27 protein-coding genes are annotated in these 22,454 nt (G+C 62.8%); 9 read left to right on the top strand and 18 right to left on the bottom strand.

Going from position 1 to position 22,454, the window contains the following annotated elements; translation table 11 throughout:
* Positions 1-2: 2 nt before the first annotated feature.
* From sctS to PFLQ2_RS30410, 4 genes are all read left to right on the top strand, one after another.
* Positions 3-257, top strand: a complete 255-nt coding sequence (gene sctS / locus PFLQ2_RS25775; protein ID WP_003177426.1) for a type III secretion system export apparatus subunit SctS — start codon at positions 3-5, stop codon at positions 255-257.
* Positions 257-1,054, top strand: coding sequence for a type III secretion system export apparatus subunit SctT (sctT, locus tag PFLQ2_RS25770; protein WP_003177427.1), 798 nt, complete (start codon positions 257-259; stop codon positions 1,052-1,054). Before sctS ends, sctT begins: the two co-directional genes overlap by 1 nt.
* Before the next feature lie 15 nt (positions 1,055-1,069).
* Positions 1,070-2,170 (top strand): type III secretion system export apparatus subunit SctU, encoded by a 1,101-nt coding sequence (gene sctU, locus PFLQ2_RS25765; RefSeq protein ID WP_003177428.1) that lies wholly within the window; start codon positions 1,070-1,072, stop codon positions 2,168-2,170.
* Positions 2,171-2,286: 116 nt separating this feature from the next.
* Positions 2,287-2,805, top strand: coding sequence for a hypothetical protein (locus tag PFLQ2_RS30410; RefSeq protein ID WP_003177429.1), 519 nt, complete (start codon positions 2,287-2,289; stop codon positions 2,803-2,805).
* Between the two features lie 70 nt (positions 2,806-2,875).
* Here PFLQ2_RS30410 and PFLQ2_RS25760 read toward each other — a convergent pair whose 3' ends face one another.
* From PFLQ2_RS25760 to PFLQ2_RS25700, 14 genes are all read right to left on the bottom strand, one after another.
* Positions 2,876-3,325, bottom strand: a complete 450-nt coding sequence (locus PFLQ2_RS25760) for a type III secretion system chaperone (RefSeq protein WP_003177430.1) — start codon at positions 3,323-3,325, stop codon at positions 2,876-2,878.
* 12 nt (positions 3,326-3,337) lie between these two features.
* Positions 3,338-3,715, bottom strand: a complete 378-nt coding sequence (locus PFLQ2_RS25755) for a hypothetical protein (RefSeq protein ID WP_003177431.1) — start codon at positions 3,713-3,715, stop codon at positions 3,338-3,340.
* A gap of 6 nt (positions 3,716-3,721) precedes the next feature.
* A complete protein-coding gene (gene hrpT / locus PFLQ2_RS28460; RefSeq protein ID WP_003177432.1) occupies positions 3,722-3,931 on the bottom strand; it encodes an HrpT family type III secretion system protein in 210 nt (69 codons plus the stop codon).
* Positions 3,928-6,078, bottom strand: a complete 2,151-nt coding sequence (sctC, locus tag PFLQ2_RS25750; protein ID WP_003177433.1) for a type III secretion system outer membrane ring subunit SctC — start codon at positions 6,076-6,078, stop codon at positions 3,928-3,930. Before sctC ends, hrpT begins: the two co-directional genes overlap by 4 nt.
* A complete protein-coding gene (locus PFLQ2_RS25745; protein WP_003177434.1) occupies positions 6,071-6,508 on the bottom strand; it encodes a type III secretion system chaperone in 438 nt (145 codons plus the stop codon). The genes sctC and PFLQ2_RS25745 overlap by 8 nt, the downstream gene beginning before the upstream one ends.
* Positions 6,495-6,719 carry a type III secretion protein gene (locus PFLQ2_RS25740; protein WP_003177435.1) on the bottom strand — a complete coding sequence of 75 codons (225 nt, stop codon included), beginning with the start codon at positions 6,717-6,719 and terminating at the stop codon, positions 6,495-6,497. Before PFLQ2_RS25740 ends, PFLQ2_RS25745 begins: the two co-directional genes overlap by 14 nt.
* 536 nt (positions 6,720-7,255) lie before the next feature.
* Positions 7,256-7,837, bottom strand: coding sequence for a type III secretion system stator protein SctL (sctL, locus tag PFLQ2_RS25735; RefSeq protein WP_003177436.1), 582 nt, complete (start codon positions 7,835-7,837; stop codon positions 7,256-7,258).
* Positions 7,815-8,405: a hypothetical protein gene (locus PFLQ2_RS25730; RefSeq protein ID WP_003177437.1), complete on the bottom strand. Its 591-nt coding sequence runs from the start codon at positions 8,403-8,405 to the stop codon at positions 7,815-7,817. The genes sctL and PFLQ2_RS25730 overlap by 23 nt, the downstream gene beginning before the upstream one ends.
* Entirely contained in the window at positions 8,402-9,289 is an 888-nt protein-coding gene (sctJ, locus tag PFLQ2_RS25725; protein ID WP_033045877.1) for a type III secretion system inner membrane ring lipoprotein SctJ, read from the bottom strand. The genes PFLQ2_RS25730 and sctJ overlap by 4 nt, the downstream gene beginning before the upstream one ends.
* Positions 9,290-9,303: 14 nt before the next feature.
* The gene (gene sctI / locus PFLQ2_RS25720) at positions 9,304-9,678 is read right to left on the bottom strand and encodes a type III secretion system inner rod subunit SctI (protein WP_003177439.1); all 375 of its coding nucleotides are present in this window, start codon (positions 9,676-9,678) and stop codon (positions 9,304-9,306) included.
* A gap of 42 nt (positions 9,679-9,720) precedes the next feature.
* A complete protein-coding gene (locus tag PFLQ2_RS25715; RefSeq protein ID WP_003177440.1) occupies positions 9,721-10,650 on the bottom strand; it encodes a type III secretion protein in 930 nt (309 codons plus the stop codon).
* Positions 10,651-10,709: 59 nt separating this feature from the next.
* On the bottom strand, positions 10,710-10,919 hold the full coding sequence (locus PFLQ2_RS25710) for a type III secretion apparatus protein RspA (RefSeq protein WP_003177441.1): 210 nt from the start codon (positions 10,917-10,919) through the stop codon (positions 10,710-10,712).
* Positions 10,920-10,989: 70 nt separating this feature from the next.
* Positions 10,990-11,937, bottom strand: a complete 948-nt coding sequence (locus PFLQ2_RS25705; RefSeq protein WP_003177442.1) for a sigma 54-interacting transcriptional regulator — start codon at positions 11,935-11,937, stop codon at positions 10,990-10,992.
* Positions 11,938-12,346: 409 nt separating this feature from the next.
* Positions 12,347-12,925, bottom strand: coding sequence for a DUF6436 domain-containing protein (locus PFLQ2_RS25700; RefSeq protein ID WP_003177443.1), 579 nt, complete (start codon positions 12,923-12,925; stop codon positions 12,347-12,349).
* 105 nt (positions 12,926-13,030) lie between these two features.
* Here PFLQ2_RS25700 and PFLQ2_RS25695 point away from each other — a divergent pair, with 105 nt between their 5' ends.
* Positions 13,031-13,978, top strand: coding sequence for an alpha/beta hydrolase (locus tag PFLQ2_RS25695; protein WP_003177444.1), 948 nt, complete (start codon positions 13,031-13,033; stop codon positions 13,976-13,978).
* A gap of 128 nt (positions 13,979-14,106) precedes the next feature.
* On the opposite strand, the gene PFLQ2_RS25690 is transcribed toward PFLQ2_RS25695, so the two are convergent.
* On the bottom strand, positions 14,107-14,850 hold the full coding sequence (locus PFLQ2_RS25690; RefSeq protein ID WP_003177445.1) for a DUF2059 domain-containing protein: 744 nt from the start codon (positions 14,848-14,850) through the stop codon (positions 14,107-14,109).
* Positions 14,851-14,990: 140 nt separating this feature from the next.
* Here PFLQ2_RS25690 and PFLQ2_RS25685 point away from each other — a divergent pair, with 140 nt between their 5' ends.
* Both PFLQ2_RS25685 and PFLQ2_RS25680 read left to right on the top strand, forming a co-directional pair.
* Positions 14,991-15,623, top strand: a complete 633-nt coding sequence (locus PFLQ2_RS25685) for a 2OG-Fe(II) oxygenase (RefSeq protein WP_003177446.1) — start codon at positions 14,991-14,993, stop codon at positions 15,621-15,623.
* 2 nt (positions 15,624-15,625) lie between these two features.
* Positions 15,626-16,159 (top strand): DUF523 domain-containing protein, encoded by a 534-nt coding sequence (locus tag PFLQ2_RS25680; RefSeq protein ID WP_003177447.1) that lies wholly within the window; start codon positions 15,626-15,628, stop codon positions 16,157-16,159.
* A gap of 84 nt (positions 16,160-16,243) precedes the next feature.
* Here the strand turns inward: PFLQ2_RS25680 and PFLQ2_RS25675 are convergent, their stop codons facing one another.
* Together PFLQ2_RS25675 and PFLQ2_RS25670 are read right to left on the bottom strand one after the other, a co-directional pair.
* Positions 16,244-17,617, bottom strand: a complete 1,374-nt coding sequence (locus PFLQ2_RS25675; RefSeq protein WP_003177449.1) for a GTPase/DUF3482 domain-containing protein — start codon at positions 17,615-17,617, stop codon at positions 16,244-16,246.
* On the bottom strand, positions 17,610-18,977 hold the full coding sequence (locus PFLQ2_RS25670) for a DUF2868 domain-containing protein (RefSeq protein ID WP_003177450.1): 1,368 nt from the start codon (positions 18,975-18,977) through the stop codon (positions 17,610-17,612). The genes PFLQ2_RS25675 and PFLQ2_RS25670 overlap by 8 nt, the downstream gene beginning before the upstream one ends.
* Before the next feature lie 96 nt (positions 18,978-19,073).
* Between PFLQ2_RS25670 and PFLQ2_RS25665 the strand changes: the two genes are divergently transcribed.
* Positions 19,074-19,586, top strand: a complete 513-nt coding sequence (locus tag PFLQ2_RS25665; protein ID WP_003177451.1) for a dihydrofolate reductase — start codon at positions 19,074-19,076, stop codon at positions 19,584-19,586.
* A gap of 114 nt (positions 19,587-19,700) precedes the next feature.
* On the opposite strand, the gene PFLQ2_RS25660 is transcribed toward PFLQ2_RS25665, so the two are convergent.
* The gene (locus PFLQ2_RS25660; protein ID WP_003177452.1) at positions 19,701-21,092 is read right to left on the bottom strand and encodes an L-cystine transporter; all 1,392 of its coding nucleotides are present in this window, start codon (positions 21,090-21,092) and stop codon (positions 19,701-19,703) included.
* A gap of 243 nt (positions 21,093-21,335) precedes the next feature.
* On the opposite strand from PFLQ2_RS25660, the gene PFLQ2_RS25655 reads away from it, so the two are divergent.
* Positions 21,336-22,391 carry a hypothetical protein gene (locus tag PFLQ2_RS25655; protein ID WP_003177453.1) on the top strand — a complete coding sequence of 352 codons (1,056 nt, stop codon included), beginning with the start codon at positions 21,336-21,338 and terminating at the stop codon, positions 22,389-22,391.
* Positions 22,392-22,454: the final 63 nt, after the last annotated feature.

Here is a 22,454-nt window from a genome sequence, read left to right on the forward strand (position 1 = left end):
CGATGGATGCGCTGACGTTATTCAAGGAAGGCATGTTGCTGGTGGTCCTGCTCTCTGCGCCGCCGTTGATCGTGGCGGTGATCGTCGGCGTGCTGACCTCGCTGGTCCAGGCACTGATGCAGATCCAGGACCAGACCTTGCCCTTCGGTATCAAGCTGGTGGCGGTCGGGCTGACCCTGCTGGTAACGGGACGCTGGATCGGCGGGGAGTTGTTGGGGTTGTTGCGCCGGGCGTTCGAAATGATGGCCAACACCTGATGACGGCCCAGGCGTTCATCCCCTATGTCGACTTGCTGCTGTCGATAGCGCTCGGTATGGCGCGCATTTACCCGGTCGCCTACCTGGTGCCGGTGTTCTGCTTCCAGCATCTGCGAGGCTTGCCGCGTCATGCCGTGGTATTTGCCTTGAGCATGTTGCCAGCGCCCGGCATCCGCCAGGCCTTGATCGACGCAAAGGTCAACTGGCTGTCACTCGGTGGGCTGATGTTCAAGGAACTGGTGTTGGGTTTCTTGCTCGGGGTGCTGCTCGCCGTGCCGTTCTGGCTGTATGAATCGGTAGGTGCGTTGCTGGACAACCAGCGCGGCGCCCTCATCGGTGGCCAATTGAACCCGGCGCTGGGCGCTGACACCACGCCCCTGGGCCATCTGTTCAAGGAAATGACCATCCTGCTGCTGGTCGCCACGCTGGGCATTGGCACGCTGACGCAGGTGATCTGGGACAGCTACCTAGTGTGGGCGCCCACCGCCTGGTTCCCGTTGCCCGGAGCGGATGGCTTCGGTGTGTTCCTGGGGATAATCGCCGAGATGTTCATGCACATGATGCTGTATGCGGCGCCGTTCATTGGCTTGCTGTTGCTGGTGGAATTCAGCCTGGCGCTGCTTAGCCTGTACAGCCCGCAATTGCAGGTGTTTGTCCTTGCCATGCCGGCCAAGAGCCTGATCGGCTTGGGCTTCCTGTTGTTCTACCTGCCCACGTTGTGGGATGCGATGACCGGCCGTCTCGGTCGCTACTCGGAAATCCGGCACCTGCTTCACCTGCTGTTGCAGGCACCCTGATGGAGGGCTCCGTCCATGAGCGACGATAGCGGTGAAAAGACCAAGCGCGCGACGCCGAAGAAAATTCGCGACGCGCGCAACAAAGGCCAGGTCGGCCAGAGCCAGGACCTGAGCAGCCTGCTGGTGCTGGCAGTCATCACCGAGGTGGCGTTGACGCAGGCCGAAGACAGCATGCAGACGCTGCAAGACATGGTGGCGTTCCCGCTGCGCCGGCTGGATGTCGGGTTCGTGCGTGCGTTCGAGGAGACCCTGGCTCATGCCGGTGGGGTGTTGCTCAGTTTCACCTTGATGACCGTAGGGCTGGCGATCGTCACGCGCCTGGTGGCCGGTTGGATGCAGTTCGGCTTCCTGTTCGCCCCGGAGGCCCTTCAACCCGACCCCAACCGTCTGAATCCGCTGAACCAGGCCAAGCAAATGGTCTCCGGCCAGGCGTTGATCCATTTGCTGATGGGCCTGGTAAAGGCGGCGTTCATCGCCATGGTGCTTTATCTGGTGACCCTGCCGTCGCTCGGGTCGCTGATCGGTTTGGTCAACAGCGACCTCCACACCTATTGGCGCGGCCTGGCCAGTCTGTTCCGGCACATCATGCACGTTTGCCTGGGTGTGTTGCTGGTGCTGGCGATTCTCGATTTCGGCCTGCAGAAGTACTTCTTTGCCAAGCGCCTGCGCATGAGCGAGGAGGAGGTGCGCAAGGAATTCAAGGAAATGGAAGGCGATCCTCACGTCAAGATGCATCGCCGCAGCCTGGCTCGGCAATGGGTCGAGCAGCCCGCCAGCAAAGAGACCAAGCCGGTGGAAGATGCCGACATGCTGGTGGTCAACCCCACCCACTTTGCCGTCGCGTTGTTGTATCGGCCGGAAGAGACCGCGCTGCCACAGCTCATCGTCAAAGGTGTCGATGCCGAGGCCCGTGCGCTGATCGAGCGGGCCAAGGCGGCGCGGGTTCCGGTGATTCAATGCATCTGGCTGGCGCGCACGATCTATCGCGAGGACGTCGGTGGCTATATCCCCAGGGAAACGCTGCAGGCGGTTGCGCACATTTATCGGGTGCTGCGCGAGCTGGACGATGAGGCCAAGGGGGAGGTGATCGAGATTCCGGAATTGAATCTGCGCTGAGGCGATGGAACCGATGCACATGCGGTTGCCACTCAGGTAGTGAGCCAGGCTCGTCCGGAGGATACCGGCCTGCCGACAGTGCCCATCACACAGACATCGACTCGTGGAGGATTCCCATGCCTGAACCCAATTCCCTGACGAGCCCCGTGGGGCGCGCAGGTGCCCTGCACGGCATCGACAGCTTATCGCCATCGCGCTCACCCTCGCTGAGCCAACGCCCCCGCGAGGCGCAGCAGCGCCAAGGCACCCAAAGCCTGCACGGCCGCGGACGTTCATCATCGACGCCTCCGGCGGTGCATCAACGCGGTCGCACCCGGACGCGGGATGCCAGCCACGCGGCGGCGCCGAATGACACTCAACCGCTGGATGACGCGTCAACCTCCAGCCCCACTTCGGCATCTCGCACTCCGGACTCCTTCATGAGCGAGATGGAAACCCGTCAAAAGCAGTTGATGGAAAGGCAGTTCGATATGCAGATGCGGATGGAAGAGCGCCAGAGCGCCATGGTGCTGGTTAAAAGCTCCGCCGACATGGCCAAATTGATGAGCGATACGGTGACAGAAGTCACCAAGGGCTTTATGGACAGCGCGAGGAAAGTCATGCAGGAGGGCGGAGAAGCCATGAAGCTTCGTTAACGTCCGGCGGTGCCTTTCGGTCCCGTGGGCGTTGCCCAGCGGGGTCGGAAGGCATTCATGCCGTGGCCGCTTAACCCAGCCGCGTGCGGTTTGTGTTGAGCGAAGCCGGGCGTGGACCACCGGGCGTCGCGGGGGTCATCAGGCGTGTACGAACCTCGGCGACCTGGTCAACGAAGCCCACGATCCAATGGCAGAACCGCGCCTCATCGAGCATCGACAACGGGCAATGGGCACAAAGGCGAACGCTGCCCTTATCGTCCAGCGCCAGCCAGCTGCCGCCGAGCAGGTCCAAGCGGAAATTGAGCTCCAGCAAGCGCTTGTGCAGGCCGGGCGCGTGGGCCGGTACATCGATCGAGCAATGAAGAATGACGGCGTCGCCGAGGTCGGGTAGTTCGATGACCACGGCTTCGCGGTTGTTTGTGTCATACAGCGCGCATACGCCACCTTCCAGTTGCAAGTCCGCGTGCAGATGTTCCGCGAGGGCCGAGATCAAATGCTGGGCTAGCGGTGCGACGGTCATTGAACACCTCCCTCAATAAGTGGCTGAGTAGTCGTCGAGGTCTTCCAGGCCCAGCAGCGACAACTGCCGGGACTGGATTTGATCGAGCAGTTCAGTGGATATCGACGAGTCCGGCAGAGCATGCCAAACCACCAGCGCTCGCTGTGGATCGAGAAATACGAACAATTGGGCGTACTCCGTCGGGTTGGCGAAGCGCCGCTCCAGTGCCCGTTGGATCTGGTTCGCATGCAGCGCCTGGCTTTGTATCTGCAAGGCGAGCCCCACGCTGTGCGGCTCGCGTCGCAGGCTGAATTCAATGCCGGGAGCAATTTCCCAATACGTCGCGATGCCGGCCATGATGTTTTTCTGAAAAGCCTGGCGAGTGCTTACGCTGTGTACCGAAAAAGACATGGCGTTTCAGTTCTCCAGTGGGACGACTGTATGGTCGAGCGGGTGTTCAGGAGAGCCAAGGCCGCCACGCATACCGGGCGACCACCAGATCACCAGTCGGCCGCTGTCGGGCTCGGCACGATCACAGGCCTCGCCGTGGCAGCCCGAGCGGCTCGCACAACCGGCGAACACGGGCAGGCTCAGTAGTAGAACGAACAGCAGTGATGGGCGATTCATGGCGTGGTCCTCGCACGGGTTTGCAGGAGGGAAGGGCGCTCACCGGCAGGCGTGCGAGCGGGTTGTTTCATCACCACGAACACTTCGGTTTCCTCGCTGGGCTCAAGCCACACCTTCGGCCAGGCGGAGGCGGCCATGGACCAGCGACTGCTGCAGCTTGCCTCGTCGAAGCGCAGACGCTGCTGGCCGTCATTGCGGACCACGCCCACGGCGATTCCATAATCGGGGCCCGCAAACCATTGGGCCCGTGCCGCATCCAGCGTTAATCCGGGTGGCAAGGCGCAAAGCGTATCGGGCGAGTACGGAATCGATGACGCTTGTTTGAACGTTGCCGGGACATGACCATCGGCGAGTTGGGCCAGCACGTCGCTGACCTCCAGCCGACCGACGGGTCGGTTGCCGTTGCGTCGCTCTTCCAGGCGCGCCATGGCGCTGTCGACCTGTTCGCGGTCCAGGGCGGAAATGTAGCGGGCCGGGTCGACCTGGTCGCCGATCAGGCGTGGTGTGATGATGAACACCCGTTCGCGGCGGTTGGTCTGGCGCGTAGTCGAAGAAAACAGCAGCGGGCCGATCAGCGGGATACGACCCAGCCACGGCACCCGTTCCAGGTTGTCGCCGGTCTCTTCGGTATGAAAACCGCCCACGACCAACGAGCGGCTTTCGCCCATGACCGCCTGGGTGCTGACCACGCCCCGGCGCACGCTGGGTGTCTGCTGGCCAACCTCCGAGGGTTCGATGCGACCGTCTTCGATGTCCAGGGACATCTGGATCTGGTTGCGACCCCCGGTTTCGATGGCATGGGGTACCACCTGCAGGCTGGTGCCTGCTGTGATGGGTTCGATGTTGGCCACGCGTTCACCGATGGCGGAGAGGTATTCGGTGCGGCTGAAGTCAATCACCGCTGGCTGGTTTTCCAAGGTCAACACTGACGGATTCGCCACCACCGAGGCCAGGCCACGCCCCTCCAGTGCCCGCAGTTGTGCAGAGAAGTCGCCGTAGTCCTGAATGAATACCGTCGAGCTGGCGCCAGGGCGAATCATCGAGGCCCCGCCAATCAGATCGCCGCTCTCGACGTTCCAGTTCGAAGCCAGTTCGGCCAGTTGAGTGCGGTCGATGTCCAGAATGATCGCGTCGATTTCCACCAGCTTGCGCGGCACGTCCACGTCGCGGATCAGCGGCGTGTAGATTTCCCTCCGCTTGGGCGCGTCGTAGATGAGCACCGCATTGTTGCGCACGTCGGCTTCGACCCGGATCTTGCCTCGGCCACCTCCACCACCGTGCCCGACGGGTTGGACCCGGTTGGTGTTCGGTCGGCCCATGCCGCTGAATGCCAACTGTTCGATATTGCCCATCGCCAGGGATTGATGGTTCTGCATGTTCTGGAACGACGCTTGCGGCGAAGCCGTTTGCATGCCTCCCGTCGCGGAACTGCGGGTTTCCAGCAACCCCCTGAGGATGCTCGCGACGCCGGGAATGACCAGTGTCTCGCCCCGGTACTTGACGTTGCGGTCGGCGGCGGTGGCGTAGCGCAGCGGGAAGCTGATGACTTCCTGCTTCTCTTCCGGGGTCTTGCGCGCCTCGGCAAACTGCGCCACCAGGCGCACGTAGCGCTCCGGGCCCGAGACCAGTACGACGCCTTCGTCGGGCAATTCACCCCAGCCAAAACGCGGGTCCAGCAGGCCGATGTCGGTCAGGGCCTGTTTCATGTCCGGACCGGCATCGGCGGAGACTTCCAGGCGCATGGAGTCTTGGTTTTGCAGCGGGCTGACGTACAAGGTGTTGCCGTACACGAACCACTGGAAACGATTTTCCAGGCCGAGCCTGTCGAGAAACGCCTGGGGGCTTTCGGCGCGCATCCGGCCCTCGACGGTGCCTTTGACGGTGCCGTCGATCACCAACTGCACCGCGAAGGTATTGGCGAAGTCACCGAGTACCTTGGCCAGCGGCGTGTTCTGGGCGTCATAGGCGTAGGGCGTATTCTTCCAGTCGGTCGGCACGGCTGCCTGTGCCGGCATACCCAGGCCAAGCGTGCCGGCCAATGCCAGCGCCATGAGTGAAGGTCTCGCCCACTGGCGTGCGATCAACTGGCGAAGGCGTGCCTTGCCTTCGGTCATCAAGCGGTACGGCGTAAGCCACCTGTTAGGCATGTCGGATTCCTGTTCCGAGGAGGGGAGAGTGCGAGGGGCGTCGCGCCACAGGCGCCGCAACGGCACGTTGGTCTTTGTTGAGGATCGACTGCCATGTGTCGCGCTGGTTGAGCAGCGCTTCGAGCATCTCGATCAGGTCGTCGATGTGCCAGCCGGGAGACTGTTGCGCCATCAGCCATAACCGGCCGTCCTGCGGTGAAAGGGCCAGCGCACCGGGAAATCGTGAAAGGCTTGGGTGTGCCAGCCGAAGCAGCCCTTCCAGGGAAGCCCCGTTGGCCCATGACGGGCTCAGCTCGACCGAAACCAGCAGGGTCTCTTCGAGCTTGCTGAAGGTCGCTTCGCCATCGTCGACGATCAGGGCGAAGGCCTCCGGTTCATCGCCACTGGTGCTCCAGCGCATGAGCTGCGCGCGCAGCTCATGGCATTGCATCGATGATCGCCTTGGCGAGGTTATGGTGGGCGGTGGTTTGCTGGGTGGCCGCGTTCACCGCGACGGACATGCCGTTCATGCTGGTGACGAAGGCATGCATATCGTCGAGCGACTGAGTGTCTGCGGCATTCATCGCCGCGTCGTTGACGTTGTCGGTGGCGCGCTGGAAATAGGTGTCGAGGCGGCGCTGGACGGCATCGGTAGAAGACATGGACGGTTCCTCCTGGCTGGGCATATTCACCGTATGAGTGGCGATGACCCCCACAGCGGTTCCGCGACAGTCGCAATCCCTCAGGCGCAAGCTCGCTCGCGATAGCGGTGGCTCAGCTTGCACCGCTGTTGGATGGACTACCGCCTTCGCGAGCAAGCCCGCTCCCACAGGATGTCGCTCGCTTGAGAAGTACATATTCCCGTGGCGAGGGAGCTTGCTCCCGCTGGGCTGCGCAGCAGCCCCACACAGGGCATGCGGTGTATCTGAATAACCGAGTCGGCTGGCTTGAGGGCCGCTTCGCGCCCCAGCGGGAGCAAGCTCGCTCCCACAGGATGTCGCTCGCTTGAGAAGTGCATATTCCCGTGGCGAGGGAGCTTGCTCCCGCTGGGCTGCGTAGCAGCCCCAAACCAGAGCAAGCGGTGTATCTGAATGACCGAGTCGGCTGACTTGAGGGCCGCTTCGCGCCCCAGCGGGAGCAAGCTCCCTCGCCACGGTGTAAATGACTTGAAACCCCCTGTGGGAGCGAGCAAGTCCGATTACTGGTGTGGTTCGGGCAGGCGTAGTGCTTCGACGGCGGTGCTCCAGTCGAGCAGGAACGTGCCGCCCGGTGTTTCCAGTTTCAGTTGATACCGCGCCATGTCGGCGTCTGCCACTGGCGTCCAGGGGCGTCGGTCATCGCTGCCCAGGCTCTGCGTCAGGTGCGCCAGGTCCTCGGGATGACAGCGAAGGGTGGCGCTGACCGGGTCGTTCTGGCGATAGGCAAGCTGGCGTACGAGCGCATCGATGCGCGCCTGATCCGGGATATCGTCCAATAGCGTCCCCAAGGCTTCGTTGACCAGCTGCGCGGCACTTGTCTCGATCCGCTCCCACATGGCCTGGCGTTGGGCGTCCCACGCGGCGAGCACGGTCTCGGCGTTGTTCCAGAATTGAGCCTGGGCTTGGAGCACCACCGCGTCGGCCTCTTCGGCGGCGCGCTCAAGCAACTGAGCGGCCTGGGCCTGGGCCTGTTCAATGACGACTTGCGCGCGGGTGCAATCGGCCAGGGTCTCGCGTGCGATATAGGGCTGCAACAAGCCCTGGCCATTGGGGCGCAGTTCAAGCGAACGCCGAGCGAACATCGTGTGTCTCCGTTTCGACAGGGGCGCGGATTGCCAGGCTTTGCTCGGCTTTCCAGCATGCGGACAGCCACAGTGTGTTGAGCTTGGAAGCCGGCGGTTGTGGCGCTGGTAAGGATTGGAGGGCAATGATCCGGGCGCGAGGGAAGGCCAGGCGCGCGCGTTCCCAGGTCCGCTCCCCCAGCCAGGCACGCAACAAGGCGAGCGGGTCCTGGCCTTGTTCCAGCCAGTGGCCCGGGCGCAAGGCTTTGGCGGTGCGTTCGCACCAGGCTCGATCTTGCGGCGAAAGCGCATCCGTTGCGGTCAATGGCGAGCAGGTAGTTGCCACCAGTTCGCAGGCCAGGGGCAAGGCCTGGGGAGTGCCGCAGAGCAACGACTGCACTGCCGGGTTGGGCTGTGGTGGCAGACAAGGGGTGATGCCGAAGCTGCGCGCAATTGCGCCATGATGCCCTCGGGCCAGGGCGTCGAGGTGCGCCGCGCTCAGCAGGCAAAGCGTCGGCGGATACCAGTCACTGTCTGCCTCGCGCCACGCCTGACTCCACCAACGAGCCCACTCAAGCGCCGTGCTCATGCGGCGCTTCCCTTGCTATCCGGCTTGGCGCCCGGAGATTTCACTGCAAAGAGCGGAGGCGTCGTGCTGCCATGCGGTGAGGAGGCGGTCATGGTCGGCTTGGCGAGCTTGCGTTCCAGAAATCCTGGCAGCACCCACACACCTTTGCGCCATAGCCTGTAGAGGCCGAACACGCCGCCCAGCAGCAAGGCCAGCAACGTGATGCTCGCCGCCACGGTCATCGCCCGCCAATAGCCGACGTCATCCGCCTGCATGAGAAAGGGGCCGAAGTAAGCCATCTTGCGACGTTCCTGATACGGCGCCGTGGGCACGAACACCACCGACAACTTGCTCGCGTTCTGGGCGGCGTCGGCCATGCCGGGGATCCCGCTGGCGACCAGGTTGCGCACACGCGGCGTAATACTGTCGGGGTCCAGGGCACGGGTGTGCTTGATGAATACCGAGGCCGATGCTGGCTGCACCGGCTCACCCGGTGCAACCCGTTCCGGCAGGACCACATGGACGCGGGCGAGCACCACGCCGTCGATCTGTGAAAGCGTCGATTCGAGTTCCTGGGACAGCGCATAGATATAGCGGGCACGTTCTTCCATCGGCGTGGAAATGACCCCCTCCTTGCGGAAGATTTCACCCAGGCTGGAGCGCGAGCGACGAGGCAGGCCCGCGGCTTCGAGCACATGAACGGCGCTGTTCATGTCGGCCGGCTCAACCAGCACGGTCAGCCCTTCCTTGTCGGCTTGCTTGCTGGCCTCGATGCTCTTGTCCGCCAGTTCAGCGATCACTTCGTTGGCATCTTGCTCGGAGAGGCGGCTATGCAGCGCCGCTCGCTCGTCGCAACCGTTGAGCAGCAGACACAGCAGCAGTGTGGAGAGCGCACGCATGCACATGACCGAGCCTTCCTTTATTGAAGATTGGTGAGCTTCTCGATCGCCTGGGAGCCTTTGCTGACCATCTTCGCGGTCATCAGGCTTTCCAGTTGAAACGCTGACAAGGACCGGTTCGACTGCAACATGTCCTGTGGGTCTGCGGTGCGGACGGCCTTGAGCATGTCTCGGTTGGCGCGATCATCGAGCCGCTGCAGTTCGCCGGAGCGGCTCGACAACGAGTCGATGATCCTTGCCGCGACATTGTTCTCGCTGTCCGGGACGGGTGGCTTGTCGCGCATCTGCGCGTTGAACCAATGGACGTCACTGGCTTCGGCGCCGCCGTTTGGCCGGGCGGTGGCCTTGGCAGAAGCAGAAGCGAGGTTGCTGGTATCGATGGCTTGTATTTCCATGGGGTTTTCTCCAGTGCCGAACGGATTCATTGCAGGGGGGCTTCAGACGCACATCAGTCTCAAGACGTTGCGAGCGCTACCGGTGACGCTCAGGTGAAACTCGATTTCTTCCCGGCTCCGTTTGCCGCGCCGACGCATCGGAGCGTGCTGGCCGGCCAGGCGGGCCAGTGCGAAGTCCAGTTGTTCCAGGGCGAGTTGAAACAGGCGGGCCTCATGGGCATCGAGCCATGAGCCCTGGGCAATACGTAGGGTCCATGTCCACGGCTCGGCGCTGAAAGCCGCAGGGGGCGGATATCGCGCGGGATGCTGGTCCATGAATGCTGCGATTTCCAACAGCAGGTCCCGGTCGTCTGGCTCATGGCGCGCCCGGCCGTCGCTTTCGTCGATGTCCAGCAGCGTCAGTAATTTGCGACGACCCAGGACCGCAATGAGCTTTAGCAGCAGCAACAGGTTCGCACTGTTGCGATCGCGCAGGGTGGCGGGGCCACCGTCCATTTCCCAGGCACCGAACAGTGCGCCGCAGAAAGGGTTGTTGGCATTGCCGAACTCGCTCTGGCTGTCGACATCGTTATCGCCGATGGGCTGCCGGCGATGGGCGAACATCTGCGCCAGGTCGTCGAACAGATCTTCGTCGGAGTAGGCATCATCGATATCGACGTTGAGATTGGAACCGGTGCCGCCGTTGATCTCTTCCAGGATGTCTTGCAGCACAAGGTGCAAGGGATTCGCCGTCTCTGGCGCCAAGCTGTTCTGCGAGCCTCGCCAATCTTGCTGGGACCGGCCTGACGCCGTGCCATGCTCGCTGCCCCATTGCGCAAGCGACTCCTTCAACCGGTCGCTGGCCGCATGATGTGTCAGGTGCTCGACGACCACGCTCGCCAGGCCTTGCGAGGCCGGGGCCGGGCGCCGCGTGGATGCGTCAGGTGGCAGGTCCTCGGACGAACGAAGGCTGTTCAGCAAGTCGATGTGCATGGCGCCTCCTCTCATCGCGCTTGGGGTTACCCCGCCAGGGCGGGGTCTGGAGCGTGGTGTCAGAATCGTATGTTCTTCGAGGCCTCCCCCATGGCCGTGATGGCTTTGGTCGCGGTGTCCATCGAGCCGGCCGCGATGGCGTTCATGGTGTCGGCGACCAGTTTTTTCTGGTCGAACTCGGATTTCATGGTTGTCATCGCAGCCGAGGTAGCGTCCATCTGCTGCATGGCAGCCGTCGAGGCGGCGAGAGAAAGTCCACCAAAACTCATAGTCGTATCTCCAGATTGTGGAATGGCGAGACGATCGTGAGCGTCTCGACGGGTAAGTGGTGGCGGGGACCTAAACGGTTCCACACCGATCCAGTTGACTCGTCGATATTTGCAGGCACTTCATCCGGTAATACAGCGTGCGCCTGGCGATACCCAGTTCGGCGATGACCTTGTCGATGCAGTGATGGTGGCGGCGCATGCAGTCCTCGATGAGGATTTTCTCGAACTGCTGCAGGTGTTCCTTCAGCTTGAGGGTGGAACTGCTGTGTTCCAGTGGTTCGGCGCGGGGCAACGGCGGCAAGCCCAGCACGTATCGCTTGGCGGCGGATTGCAACTCGCGAATGTTTCCAGGCCACGAGTAGCCGAGTAACTGGCGCAACAGCTCTGGCGAAGGTGCGATATAGGGCCGGTCAAGCGCCAGCGCCTCGCGGCGTACCAGCGACTGGAACAGCGGCACGATGCGCTCCTTCCGGCTGCGCAGCGGAGGCAGCTTGAGGCTGATGATGTTCAGGCGGAAATACAGATCGCGGCGAAATTCACCCCGCTCGACCATCTCTCCCAACGGGCACTGGGCGGAGGCGATCACCCGCATGTTCACTGGAATGTTCTGAGTCGAACCCAGTCGCTGGACCGTCCTGGACTCCAGGACACGCAACAGCTTGGCTTGCAGCGACAAGGGCATGCTGTCGATTTCGTCGAGGTATAGCGTGCCGTTATGTGCGGCTTCGACGAATCCGGCGCGATTTTGGCTGACCCCGGTGAACGCGCCAGTGTTGGCGCCGAAGAGTTGGCTTTCCGCCAGGGATTCGGGGATAGCGGCGCAGTTGATGGCCACGAACTTGCCGGAGCAGCCGGACATCCGGTGGATTTTCTCTGCCAGCGTATCCTTGCCAGTGCCGGTCTCACCGCGCAGAAGCACGTCGATCATGAGCGGCGCCACGCTTTGGACAAACGCCTCGAGGTTGAGCGCATCTTCTTTATGGGTGTTGGAAAGTGCAGCGCATAGCAGCTTTTGCATCACTGACGATTCCATTTTTTGTTTAGTTTAGGAAGGTCGACGAGTAGGACGATGAAAAGGCGTTTACAAGATCCTCGATAGAGCGCCGCCGCGCGACTGCACAGAAATCAACATTTTGCTGGTACCGAGGTTTAGAGAAGCGATTAAAAAAAGTTCATGCTTGGAGGCGTCTGTTAATCGATTCAGCGGACGCTCAGGAAACTCCGATAAGCCTGCACAACCCCGGGTTCTCTGGCGAACAGGCCGTTAAGGAAGCGTATCGGCCTCATTTGGGCAGGATTGGATCCGACAAACGGTTCAGCATCGGCAAGCAATTGGAGCAGCAGCTCTAATAGCGAGCAATTGCTCTAACGGTTTACGACTGCCAGGGATGAAAAACCGCAATGGTGCTGCTCGTGGGCGACCGGGTTCATGGGGTGGAAGTCGACCACGGGCAATAGCAGCCCACCGCCAAAGTGTGGGTTGCATTGACCGCCCGGCCAACGCTCAACGCCTCGAGAATCGGTTCGATGAAGCTGTTGCTCGAGTTGCAGGTCAGGCCTTCGCTGTAAGGGCCGAAATACGCCAGTTCGCCGCTGTGATCCCAGATCGCCACGGCTGGGCTGGCGGGGATCTGGTTCGAGCCGGGCAGCGCGGCGAGAGGTTTGAGGCGCGTCAGCGTGGCCGGTAATTGGCCCTGGCTGCCGGTCTTTTGTACGGCATAGAACTCGACGCCTTGCGGCAGGTATTTATCGACCAGCTCGGAAAGGTGTTGTTGATTGCCAACGTTGCACGGGCAGGCCGGGTCCCAGAAATGCACGAGACGGATCGGGCCGGGGCCGGCGAGGTCGGCGGGCAGGCGCAGTGGATCGCCGGAAAACACCGCCGTATGTTGGCTGAAGGCCCGCAGGAAACGTCCCTGGAACCAGTCGTAGGCCATCCACAACACGACGGCGCATCCGAGGGCGAGCAGGCTGGCAAGCAAGGTCGTGCGGTGGGACGGGCGCATGAAGTCGATCCTCTGGAGCCGCGTAGCTTGCCATGCCTGTCGCGACAGATGAATATCGCAGGCCTAAAAGTCTGTTTCGCGCGATGCGCCTGCCTGGGAATACTGATGCCTGCCACTTTTGATCCGGATGACCTGCGCGCCAGCCTGCTGCCCCTGGCTCAGTGGCAACCCCTGTCGGAGCAGGCGCAGGCTTACCAGCGGTTCTATGGATTGGATTTCCCCCAATACCCGTTGCGTAAGGGATTGGGGCGTTTCGAGATCGACGGGTATGAGGTGGTTGCCCAAGCCTGGTGGCCGGAAAAAGCCGTGGCGACGATGTTCGTGTTCCACGGTTACTACGATCACATGGGGTTGTACCGGCACTTGATCGAATGGGCGCTGGGGCAGAAATTCGCGGTGATTGCCTGCGACTTGCCGGGTCATGGCCTGTCCAGCGGCGAGCGCGCCAGCATTGGCGATTTCGCCGAATACCAGGCGACGTTGCAGGGCCTGCTGGTCGAGGCCGGCACATTGGGCCTGCCGCAACCCTGGCATCTGTGTGGGCAAAGCACTGGCGGGGCGATCGTGGTCGATCACGTGCTCAACCACGGCGCGCACAGCCCGGCCCAGGGCCAGGTCATCCTGTTGTCGCCCCTGGTGCGGCCACGGGCCTGGGGCTGGTCGCGGCTGAGTTATTACTTGCTCAAACCTTTCGTGACCGGCATCGCCCGTCGCTTCAGCGAGAACTCCACTGACCCCCAGTTCTTGCCATTTCTACAGGCCGATCCGCTGCAACCGCTGCGCCTGCCCACCGCGTGGGTTGGCGCGTTGGGGCGTTGGATCAAACGCATCGAAGCCGCCCCGAGCAGCCCACGCCAGCCGCTGATCGTGCAAGGGCAGGCGGACATGACGGTGGATTGGGCGCACAACCTGCAAGTGCTGCGCAGCAAGTTCGACCGGCCCCAAGTGTTGATGCTGCCCGAGGGCCGGCATCATCTGGCGAACGAGGCCCTGGCGATGCGGCAGGAGATGTTTGGGTTTCTGACGAAGCGGATGAGCCGGGTTCGGCGGTGACTGATCAATCGCCTTCGCGAGCAAGCCCGCTCCCACATGGGATCTTCGCCGGTCGAAGAACTTAAGTTCACTCAAGACCCTGTGGGAGCGGGCTTGCTCGCGATGGCGGCCATGCAGGCGCTGCGAATCTACTGCCCGAGATTCTGTCCCACCGCCAGCCCCGCCCGAATCGCCGCCAAAGCCGCCTGATAATAAGCCTGGCCCTCGGCCGATTCGGCGAACGTGGCGAATTCTTCCAGCTCGGTGTCCGTCAAGTCACGGTAGACATACAGCAGCGTGTTGTTCAGGTCGGCGCCGATCTGCTCCATCAGCCGCTGACGCTGGCCGTTCAGCATGCCTTGGGCCTGGCCGCCGCCCAACAGTCCGGGGATCATCGAACTCAGGCTGTCGGCCGCGACACCGGCGATCGCCAGGCTGACCTCGGCGCCGGCTTCGCGGGCGGGCAGGGCCTGGGCCAGGTGACCGATGGTCAGCAAGCGGTTGTCGCTGGCTTGCATCTTCGGCAGGCCCTTGGCGTTCTTGGCCAATTGATCGCGCCGGGTCGCCAACAGCTCGGCGGAAACCACCTTGCGGCCCAGGGGTGATTGGAAAAATTCCAGCGCCGGGCTTGGGTCTCGCAGGTTCTTGCGCATTTGCGCCTCGGCCCGCTGGTCCATGGCCTGGGGGGCGAAGCGTTGGTTGCTGTTGTTCACCAGCGCCTGGAACACCGCCGGTGGCAGGCTATTTTGATAGCGCTGCTGCGCGGCGCTCAAGGCATCGTTGAAATGCGCACGTTGTTCCGGCCAGCCGGCGACCTTGTACAACTGGTCATAGCTGTCTGCCCAGGCGGGCAACACGCAGAACATCAACAGTGAGAAAAGCAAACGGCGCATAGGGACTCCTGTCAGCAGCCGACTATTCTCCGTGGGGTGTGGGATCTTGTCGAGAATTCGTATCAAGTTCGTACCGTGGTGCCATCTGGCGCGGCGAACCTGCTGCGTGGCGCTGTCGGTTTTGCAGGCACAGGAATACTATGCGCGCCATGCAAATACCTTCTGATCATCCGCTGCTGCTACGTATCGTGGACGACCTCGCCGAGCGCGGCTGGTCGCAGCAGGACATTTTCCTGCCGGATGCGCTGACTCGCGCCCTCGCGGCCGAATGTCGGCAACGTGCCGCCGAAGGCGAACTGGCCCCGGCGGCAGTCGGGCGCGGGCCGTTTTCGGAGATCCGGGAGGGCATTCGCGGTGACCGGATCCAATGGATCGAGCCCGGCCAGGCGCAAGCCTGTGACGATTATCTGATGCTGATGGACAGCCTGCGTGAGGCGATGAATCGTGGGCTTTTCCTGGGCCTGGAAGATTTCGAGAGCCACTTCGCCCTTTACCCGCCCGGCGCGTTCTACCTCAAGCACGTCGACCGCTTTCGCGACGATGACCGACGCATGGTGTCGGCGGTGCTCTACCTCAATGAGGCCTGGCAGCCGGAGCATGGCGGGCAATTGCGCATGTACTTGGACGACGCCGTGGAACAGGACGTGGTGCCCATCGGCGGCTGCCTGGTGGTGTTCCTCTCGGGGGATATTCCTCACGAAGTGTTGCCGGCCACGCGGGATCGCCTGTCACTGACCGGCTGGTTCCGGCGCCGTGGCAATGAGTTGTTTTGAACATGGAAAAGATTCTGGTCAGTCGCTGCCTGCTCGGCCATCGTGTGCGCTATGACGGTGGCGCGAGCGGGCCATTCGATCAGCTACAGCAGTGGCTCGACGACGGCCGGGTCGTGCCGCTGTGCCCGGAAGTCGCCGGCGGCTTGTCCACCCCTCGGGCGGCGGCGGAGATCCCCGGCGGGCAGGGCGGACAAGTGCTCGACGGTCGCGCAGCGGTGATCACCACTGACGGCGAAGACGTCAGCGCGCAATTCTTGTCAGGTGCGTACCAAGCGCTGGCGTTGGTGCGTGAGCATGGCATCCGGATCGCCGTGCTCAAGGCCAACAGCCCATCGTGCGGGAACCTGCTGACCTATGACGGGACGTTCGGCGGCGTGAAAGTCCCTGGTGAAGGCGTGACGGCAGCCTTGCTCAAGCGACATGGAGTAAAGGTGTTCAGTGAACTGGAATTGCCTGAAGTGGCTGTCGCTCTTGTGGCGAGGGAGCTTGCTCCCGCCGGGCCACGCAGTGGCCCCAAAAAGCCGGAACGAGGTTGACCTGAGACACCGACGTGTCCGGTTTTGGGGCTGCTGCGCAGCCCAGCGGGAGCAAGCTCCCTCGCCACGGGGTTTTGTGTCGCTTCAGATTTCTTCGGCCAACCGCTCGATCTGCTCCTGCCGTTCTGCCTGGCTCAATCGCGGCTGAGGATTCAAAGAGGACCATTGCGGATACGCCCGGGCCTTGCTCAAGGCTTCGGGCAACTTGCCTTCGCGCCAGGCTTTGTCCTCAGGCGGGGCGATGCGGATGCTGTCCATCGCCGCATGGCCGCGCTGGTCGAGTGCGTGCAACAGCTGGCGCTGGCGCAAGGCCAACAGGCGCAGCACGTTGTCATCCACCGTCAGCTCGCGCTGGCCCTTGAGCTTGCCCATCAGCCGATTGCCATAGCTGCGTGCGGTTTGCAGGGCACCGCCAGCGATGGCCCCGGCCAGGGCGGCGGCGCCGAGGGTCAGGCCGCCCACCAGCAAATCGACGCCGGCGCCGGCCGCTGCGCCCGCCGCGATCCCGCTGCCGACCCGCACGCCCAATTGCTTGAGGGTTTCGGGGTTGAACAAATCATCGCCCCAACGCCCGTCGAGCAGCGGCAGGTCGCTGGCGGCAGCGTCGCGGGGACGGAAGGCGTAGAGCTTGAGCAGGGCCTCGACGCACCGTTGTTCCCGCTGCCGCACCGCGTTGCGCAAGTCGCTGATGGCTTGGTGCTCAAGCTCGGGAGTGCTGGCGACGCTGCGTCGGCAGGCGGCGCAGTCGATCAGCAGTTCGGCGATCAGTCGCGCCGCGCTCTGCTGCCGGGCCAGACGTTGGGCCTGCTGGTCGGCTATCAACCGTTCCAGTTGGCCGCGAGCGCTTTCCAGCAACAGCGCGAGGCTTTCATACAGGCGCCGTTCGCCGTCTTCGGGCGGGGCAACACTGTCAAAGCGCACCAGGGCGTGCAGGCCCAATCGCGCCAGGGCTTCGCGCCAGTCGGGCTCGCGATGGTGGGTGCTGCTGACAAAATTCAATACCGGCAACAAGGGCTTGCCGCAACTGGCGAGGACTTCCAACTCATCGCGATATTTGGCCAGCACCGGTTCCCGGGCGTCGATCACATACAGTCCGGCATCGCTGGCGAGCAATTGCCGCAGCACCTTGGCTTCCTGCTCGAAGCGTTGCCGCGCCTCGCTGCCATCGAGAAAGCGCGCCAGGCGCGCCGGACCGTCCAGGCGTTCGCCAGGGCGTTCAAGGCGTTCGAGATAATCGAGCAGGGCGATGGCGTCTTCCAGCCCCGGCGTGTCGTACAGCTCCAGCAAGGCCTCGCCGTCCACCGACAAACGCGCGCCCTCGACGTGGCGAGTGGTGCTGGGGCGGTGGGAGACTTCGCCGAAGCCGACGTCCCGGGTCAACGTTCGCAACAACGAGGTCTTACCGACGTTGGTATGGCCGACCACGGCGAGTTTCAGCGGCTTGATGGCGTCAGTCATGGCCGCTCTCCAGCCAGTTCAGGGGGGCGCAATCGGCGAACGGCAATTGCAGCTGGCGCAGCGCGTTGTGCCAGTCGCCCAGGCGCTCGGCGTCCAGCGCTTCGCCGGGCGGCACCTGTAACAGCCAGACGCGGGTGGCGCCGGCGCTGCGGGCCAACTCGGCGATCAATGCCAGGCTGCCGCGGTCCGGTGAGCGGCGTGGGTCGCAGGCAATCGCCAGTCGGGCAGGGGGAAAGCGCGACAGTTGCTCAAGAAGTTTGTGGCGCGACTCGCGGCTGTCGAGAATGCCGGCGTTTTTCACGCTGCCGGGCAGTTTTGGCGGCCAGGGCCGCTCGTCCAACTCAATGGCCACCAACAGCGCGCCGTCGCTGTGCATCGGATTCTGGGTGGTTTCGACCGGATGCAACTGCGCGGGCGCGGCGTCGTTGACGCCCAGGCGCTCACTGCTGGGCATCAGGCGTTCGCGCAGTTGCGCGTAACCCGGCAGGTTCAAGTCCAGGCGCAACGTGGCCCGGCCGCGCCGCCAGCGCCACAGGCACAGCAGCGCCAGGCACAGGCGCGGCAACACGCCGTAGACCAGCAGCACGCCCACCAACCAGCCGGCCCAGGCCTGGCGGGCGCTTTCGATGTTGAGGGCTGCGTCGCCACTGGCGCGGATCATGTCCACGGTTGGCACGCTCAAACCCAACAGTGCGGGCAAAGCACCGAGGGCCTGGGTCACGGCAACGAAGGTCTCGCCGCCAAGGATCGTGGTCTCCCAGACAAAGCCATAGCGCCGGGTCGCCATCAGCATCAGTACGATGACCAGCGCACTGAGCATCGCCAGCAGCCATAAGCCGTTGACCAGCCCACCGAGCGCCCAGCGATTGAGCTTGTGGCGTTGCAGCAACAGCAGCAGGGCCGGCGCCAATTGGGCGGCCTTGGCATCGCGGGCAAGCTTTTCGCTGAGCCACAACCACAAGCGTCCCAACGTTGCGCCTTGCTCGCTGGCGAATATCAGGCCCAGGGCCCAGCCGATGAGCAGGATCAGGTTCAACCCCAGCAGGCTGCCCAGGGCCCAGAACACATTGACGGGTGTTTGCCCGTCACCGAGCGCGGCGAACCCGAGGCCGGCGCCGCTGATGATGGCGAGCGCCGCCAGGACGATCAACGCCAGCCGCGCCCCTTGCAGCCAATGGCGCAGGGCTTGGGTGAGACCATCACGTTCGGCCAGCGAGCGGGCACGGCGGCGGATGCGGGTGGATAAGTCGCCGCCCGCCGCACGGGCCAGGCGATTGGCTTCCTGGTCCTCGAGCGGGCCGGCGTGTTCTTCACGCAGGCGAACCGTCTCGGTCAACCAGAGGTTCTGCAGTTCTGTCACGGGCGCTTCCGTTGCTCGAATGAGCGATGAGCATAACCTCTGTGGCGCTTGTCGGGGTACGTTGCCAGGCGGCGAGCCTCTGGTATCCTCGCCGCCATGAAAAAAACTCTCCCCCTCAGCCTGATCGCAGCCCTCGGTGAAAACCGCGTGATCGGCGTCGACAACAGCATGCCCTGGCACTTGCCGGAGGATTTCAAATACTTCAAGGCCACCACGCTGGGCAAGCCGATCATCATGGGGCGCAAGACCTGGGATTCCCTGGGGCGGCCGCTGCCGGGGCGCTTGAACATCGTGGTCAGCCGTCAACCGGGCCTGGTGCTGGAAGGGGCGGAAGTCTTTTCCTCGCTGGACACAGCGGTGCAGCGAGCGCAGGCGTGGGCGCTGGAACAGGGTGCCGATGAACTGATGCTGATCGGCGGTGCGCAGTTGTATGCCCAGGCCCTGGAACAGGCTGATCGGCTGTACCTCACCCGTGTGGCGCTGAGCCCGGATGGCGATGCGTGGTTCCCGGAGTTTGATTCGAGCCAGTGGAAGCTGGTTTCGAACCAGCCGAACCCGGCGCAAGGGGACAAGCCGGCTTATAGCTTCGAGGTGTGGGAGAAGCTCTAAGGCAAAAGCTTCGCGAGCAAGCCCGCTCCCACAATTGACCGAGTTGTATCAGCAGAAACCGGTCGACTGTGGGAGCGGGCTTGCTCGCGAAGGCGATCGACCAGGCGCCGCAACTCAAGCGTGCACCAATTCCCCATGCTCCTCGGCATCCAGCAACGCCTTGTCGGTTTGCTGCATCACCTGGCTGGTGATCGCCCCGGCGGTGATCGAGCCGCTGACGTTCAACGCCGTGCGGCCCATGTCGATCAGTGGTTCGACGGAAATCAGCAGCGCCACCAACGAGACCGGCAAGCCCATGGCCGGTAGCACGATCAACGCAGCGAATGTCGCGCCGCCACCGACCCCGGCCACACCGGCTGAACTCAGGGTCACAATTGCCACCAGTGTCGCGATCCACAGCGGATCCAGCGGGTTGATGCCCACGGTCGGTGCGACCATCACCGCCAGCATGGCCGGATAGAGCCCGGCGCAGCCGTTCTGGCCGATGGTCGCGCCGAACGAAGCGCTGAAGCTGGCGATGGCCCGTGGAATGCCGAGGCGGCTGGTCTGGGCTTCAATGCTCAACGGGATGGTTGCGGCGCTGGAGCGGCTGGTGAACGCAAAGGTCAGCACCGGCCAGATCTTGCGGAAGAAGCGCAGCGGGTTTATTCCAGCGGCGGACACCAGCAGGCCATGAACCACGAACATCAGGCCCAGCCCCAAGTACGACACCACGACAAAACTGCCGAGCTTGATGATGTCTTGCAGGTTGGAGCCGGCGACCACTTTGGTCATCAGTGCCAGCACACCGTATGGGGTCAACTTCATCACCAGGCGCACCAGGCGAGTCACCCAGCTTTGCAGGGTGTCGATGGCGTTGATCACTTTCTGACCTTTCTCCACATCATCCTTGAGCAATTGCAGGGCCGCGACACCCAGGAACGCGGCGAAAATCACCACGCTGATGATCGACGTCGGCTTGGCCCGGGCCAGGTCGGCGAAGGGGTTCTGTGGAATGAACGAAAGCAGCAGTTGCGGGACATTCAGGTCGGCGACCTTGCCGGCGTAGTCGCTTTGGATCACTTGCAGGCGCGCCAGCTCCTGGGTCCCGGCCACCAAGCCTTCGGCGGTGAGACCGAACAGGTTGGTCAGGCCGATGCCGATCAGGGCGGCGATGGCGGTGGTGAACAGCAACGTGCCGATGGTCAGGAAGCTGATCTTGCCCAGGGACGAGGCGTTATGCAGCCGGGCCACGGCGCTGAGAATCGAGGCGAAGACCAGCGGGATCACGATCATCTGCAGCAATTGCACGTAGCCGTTGCCCACCAGGTCGAACCAGCCGATCGAGGCTTTGAGCACCGGGTTACCTGCGCCATAAATCGCGTGCAGGGCGACACCGAACACCACGCCCAACGCCAGTGCCAGCAGCACTTTCTTGGCCAGGCTCCAGGTGCTGTGACGGGTTTGCGCCAGGCCGAACAGCAAGGCGAGGAACACCAGGAGATTGAGGATCAGCGGCAGATTCATCAAAAAGAGACTCCGATAAGACTGGCCAGTCGCTTGATGCTGCGACTGTGAGCCGGGAAGCCTAACAGCTTGATAACTATTGAATTAATACTAAAAGCGCATGTGAACTGTCGCTTTTGGAATAAGCCGCTGACGCTCTGGGGAATGCCACTGGCGTTATCGGGATGCAAGCGGTCGCGCACAGGCGAGGATTGTCACAGGCATTTGTTAGCGTCGAGTCTTTAAACCCTGGGAGTAACGCCGATGAAGCTCGTACCGCACCTTCTCGCTGTCGCCTTGGGCCTGAGCCTCGCCGGTCAGGCACTCGCCACCGATCTCAAGCATTGGCCGGCGGAGCAGGCCAAGGCCCTGGACGCGATGATCGCGGCCAATGCCAACAAGGGTAACTTCGCGGTGTTCGACATGGACAACACCAGCTACCGCTACGATCTGGAAGAGTCGTTGCTGCCGTTCATGGAGAACAAGGGCCTCATCACCCGCGAAACCCTGGACCCTTCGTTGAAGCTGATGCCATTCAAGGACACGGCCGATCACAAGGAGAGCCTGTTCAGTTATTACTACCGCCTGTGCGAAGTGGACGACATGGTCTGCTATCCATGGGTTGCCCAAGTGTTCTCCGGTTTTACCCTGCAGGAACTCAAGGGCTACGTCGACGAACTGATGGCTTCCGGCAAACCGGTGCCGACCACCTATTACGATGGCGACAAGGTGGTCCAGTACAACGTCAACCCGCCGAAAGTCTTCACCGGCCAGGCCGAGCTGTACAACAAGCTGATGGAAAACGGCATCGAAGTCTATGTCATGACCGCCGCTTCCGAAGAACTGGTGCGCATGGTCGCTTCCGATCCGAAGTACGGCTACAACCTCAAGCCGCAGAACGTGATAGGCGTGACCACCCTGCTCAAGGATCGCAAGACCGGTGAGCTGACCACCGCACGCAAGCAGATCACCGCCGGCAAATATGACGAGAAAGCTAACCTGGGCCTCGAGTACACGCCTTATCTATGGACCCCGGCGACCTGGATGGCCGGTAAACACGCGGCGATCCTGACCTACATCGACGAATGGAAAAAACCGGTGCTGGTGGGGGGCGACACGCCGAGCAGCGATGGCTACATGCTGTTCCACGACGTGGACGTGGCCAAGGGCGGTATTCACCTGTGGGTCAACCGCAAGGACAAGTACATGACCCAGATAAACGGGATGATGGCCAAGCACGCCGCGGCCCAGGCCAAGGAAGGACTGGCGGTGACGGCGGATAAAAATTGGGTGATCGTCAAGCCTGAAGACATCCAGTAAGTCTCATGGAACCTTGTGGGAGCGGGCTTGCCCGCGAAGACGTCGGCACTTCGATACTGATGC

It is taken from the genome of Pseudomonas fluorescens Q2-87 (genome assembly GCF_000281895.1).
GTDB lineage: Bacteria > Pseudomonadota > Gammaproteobacteria > Pseudomonadales > Pseudomonadaceae > Aquipseudomonas > Aquipseudomonas fluorescens_S.

Coding starts and splice junctions, on each gene's coding strand:
- sctS (WP_003177426.1), top strand. CDS start 3: ATGGATGCGCTGACGTTATTCAAGGAAGGCATGTTGCTGGTGGTCCTG.
- sctT (WP_003177427.1), top strand. CDS start 257: ATGACGGCCCAGGCGTTCATCCCCTATGTCGACTTGCTGCTGTCGATA.
- sctU (WP_003177428.1), top strand. CDS start 1,070: ATGAGCGACGATAGCGGTGAAAAGACCAAGCGCGCGACGCCGAAGAAA.
- PFLQ2_RS30410 (WP_003177429.1), top strand. CDS start 2,287: ATGCCTGAACCCAATTCCCTGACGAGCCCCGTGGGGCGCGCAGGTGCC.
- PFLQ2_RS25760 (WP_003177430.1), bottom strand. CDS start 3,325: ATGACCGTCGCACCGCTAGCCCAGCATTTGATCTCGGCCCTCGCGGAA.
- PFLQ2_RS25755 (WP_003177431.1), bottom strand. CDS start 3,715: ATGTCTTTTTCGGTACACAGCGTAAGCACTCGCCAGGCTTTTCAGAAA.
- hrpT (WP_003177432.1), bottom strand. CDS start 3,931: ATGAATCGCCCATCACTGCTGTTCGTTCTACTACTGAGCCTGCCCGTG.
- sctC (WP_003177433.1), bottom strand. CDS start 6,078: ATGCCTAACAGGTGGCTTACGCCGTACCGCTTGATGACCGAAGGCAAG.
- PFLQ2_RS25745 (WP_003177434.1), bottom strand. CDS start 6,508: ATGCAATGCCATGAGCTGCGCGCGCAGCTCATGCGCTGGAGCACCAGT.
- PFLQ2_RS25740 (WP_003177435.1), bottom strand. CDS start 6,719: ATGTCTTCTACCGATGCCGTCCAGCGCCGCCTCGACACCTATTTCCAG.
- sctL (WP_003177436.1), bottom strand. CDS start 7,837: ATGTTCGCTCGGCGTTCGCTTGAACTGCGCCCCAATGGCCAGGGCTTG.
- PFLQ2_RS25730 (WP_003177437.1), bottom strand. CDS start 8,405: ATGAGCACGGCGCTTGAGTGGGCTCGTTGGTGGAGTCAGGCGTGGCGC.
- sctJ (WP_033045877.1), bottom strand. CDS start 9,289: ATGTGCATGCGTGCGCTCTCCACACTGCTGCTGTGTCTGCTGCTCAAC.
- sctI (WP_003177439.1), bottom strand. CDS start 9,678: ATGGAAATACAAGCCATCGATACCAGCAACCTCGCTTCTGCTTCTGCC.
- PFLQ2_RS25715 (WP_003177440.1), bottom strand. CDS start 10,650: ATGCACATCGACTTGCTGAACAGCCTTCGTTCGTCCGAGGACCTGCCA.
- PFLQ2_RS25710 (WP_003177441.1), bottom strand. CDS start 10,919: ATGAGTTTTGGTGGACTTTCTCTCGCCGCCTCGACGGCTGCCATGCAG.
- PFLQ2_RS25705 (WP_003177442.1), bottom strand. CDS start 11,937: ATGCAAAAGCTGCTATGCGCTGCACTTTCCAACACCCATAAAGAAGAT.
- PFLQ2_RS25700 (WP_003177443.1), bottom strand. CDS start 12,925: ATGCGCCCGTCCCACCGCACGACCTTGCTTGCCAGCCTGCTCGCCCTC.
- PFLQ2_RS25695 (WP_003177444.1), top strand. CDS start 13,031: ATGCCTGCCACTTTTGATCCGGATGACCTGCGCGCCAGCCTGCTGCCC.
- PFLQ2_RS25690 (WP_003177445.1), bottom strand. CDS start 14,850: ATGCGCCGTTTGCTTTTCTCACTGTTGATGTTCTGCGTGTTGCCCGCC.
- PFLQ2_RS25685 (WP_003177446.1), top strand. CDS start 14,991: ATGCGCGCCATGCAAATACCTTCTGATCATCCGCTGCTGCTACGTATC.
- PFLQ2_RS25680 (WP_003177447.1), top strand. CDS start 15,626: ATGGAAAAGATTCTGGTCAGTCGCTGCCTGCTCGGCCATCGTGTGCGC.
- PFLQ2_RS25675 (WP_003177449.1), bottom strand. CDS start 17,617: ATGACTGACGCCATCAAGCCGCTGAAACTCGCCGTGGTCGGCCATACC.
- PFLQ2_RS25665 (WP_003177451.1), top strand. CDS start 19,074: ATGAAAAAAACTCTCCCCCTCAGCCTGATCGCAGCCCTCGGTGAAAAC.
- PFLQ2_RS25660 (WP_003177452.1), bottom strand. CDS start 21,092: ATGAATCTGCCGCTGATCCTCAATCTCCTGGTGTTCCTCGCCTTGCTG.
- PFLQ2_RS25655 (WP_003177453.1), top strand. CDS start 21,336: ATGAAGCTCGTACCGCACCTTCTCGCTGTCGCCTTGGGCCTGAGCCTC.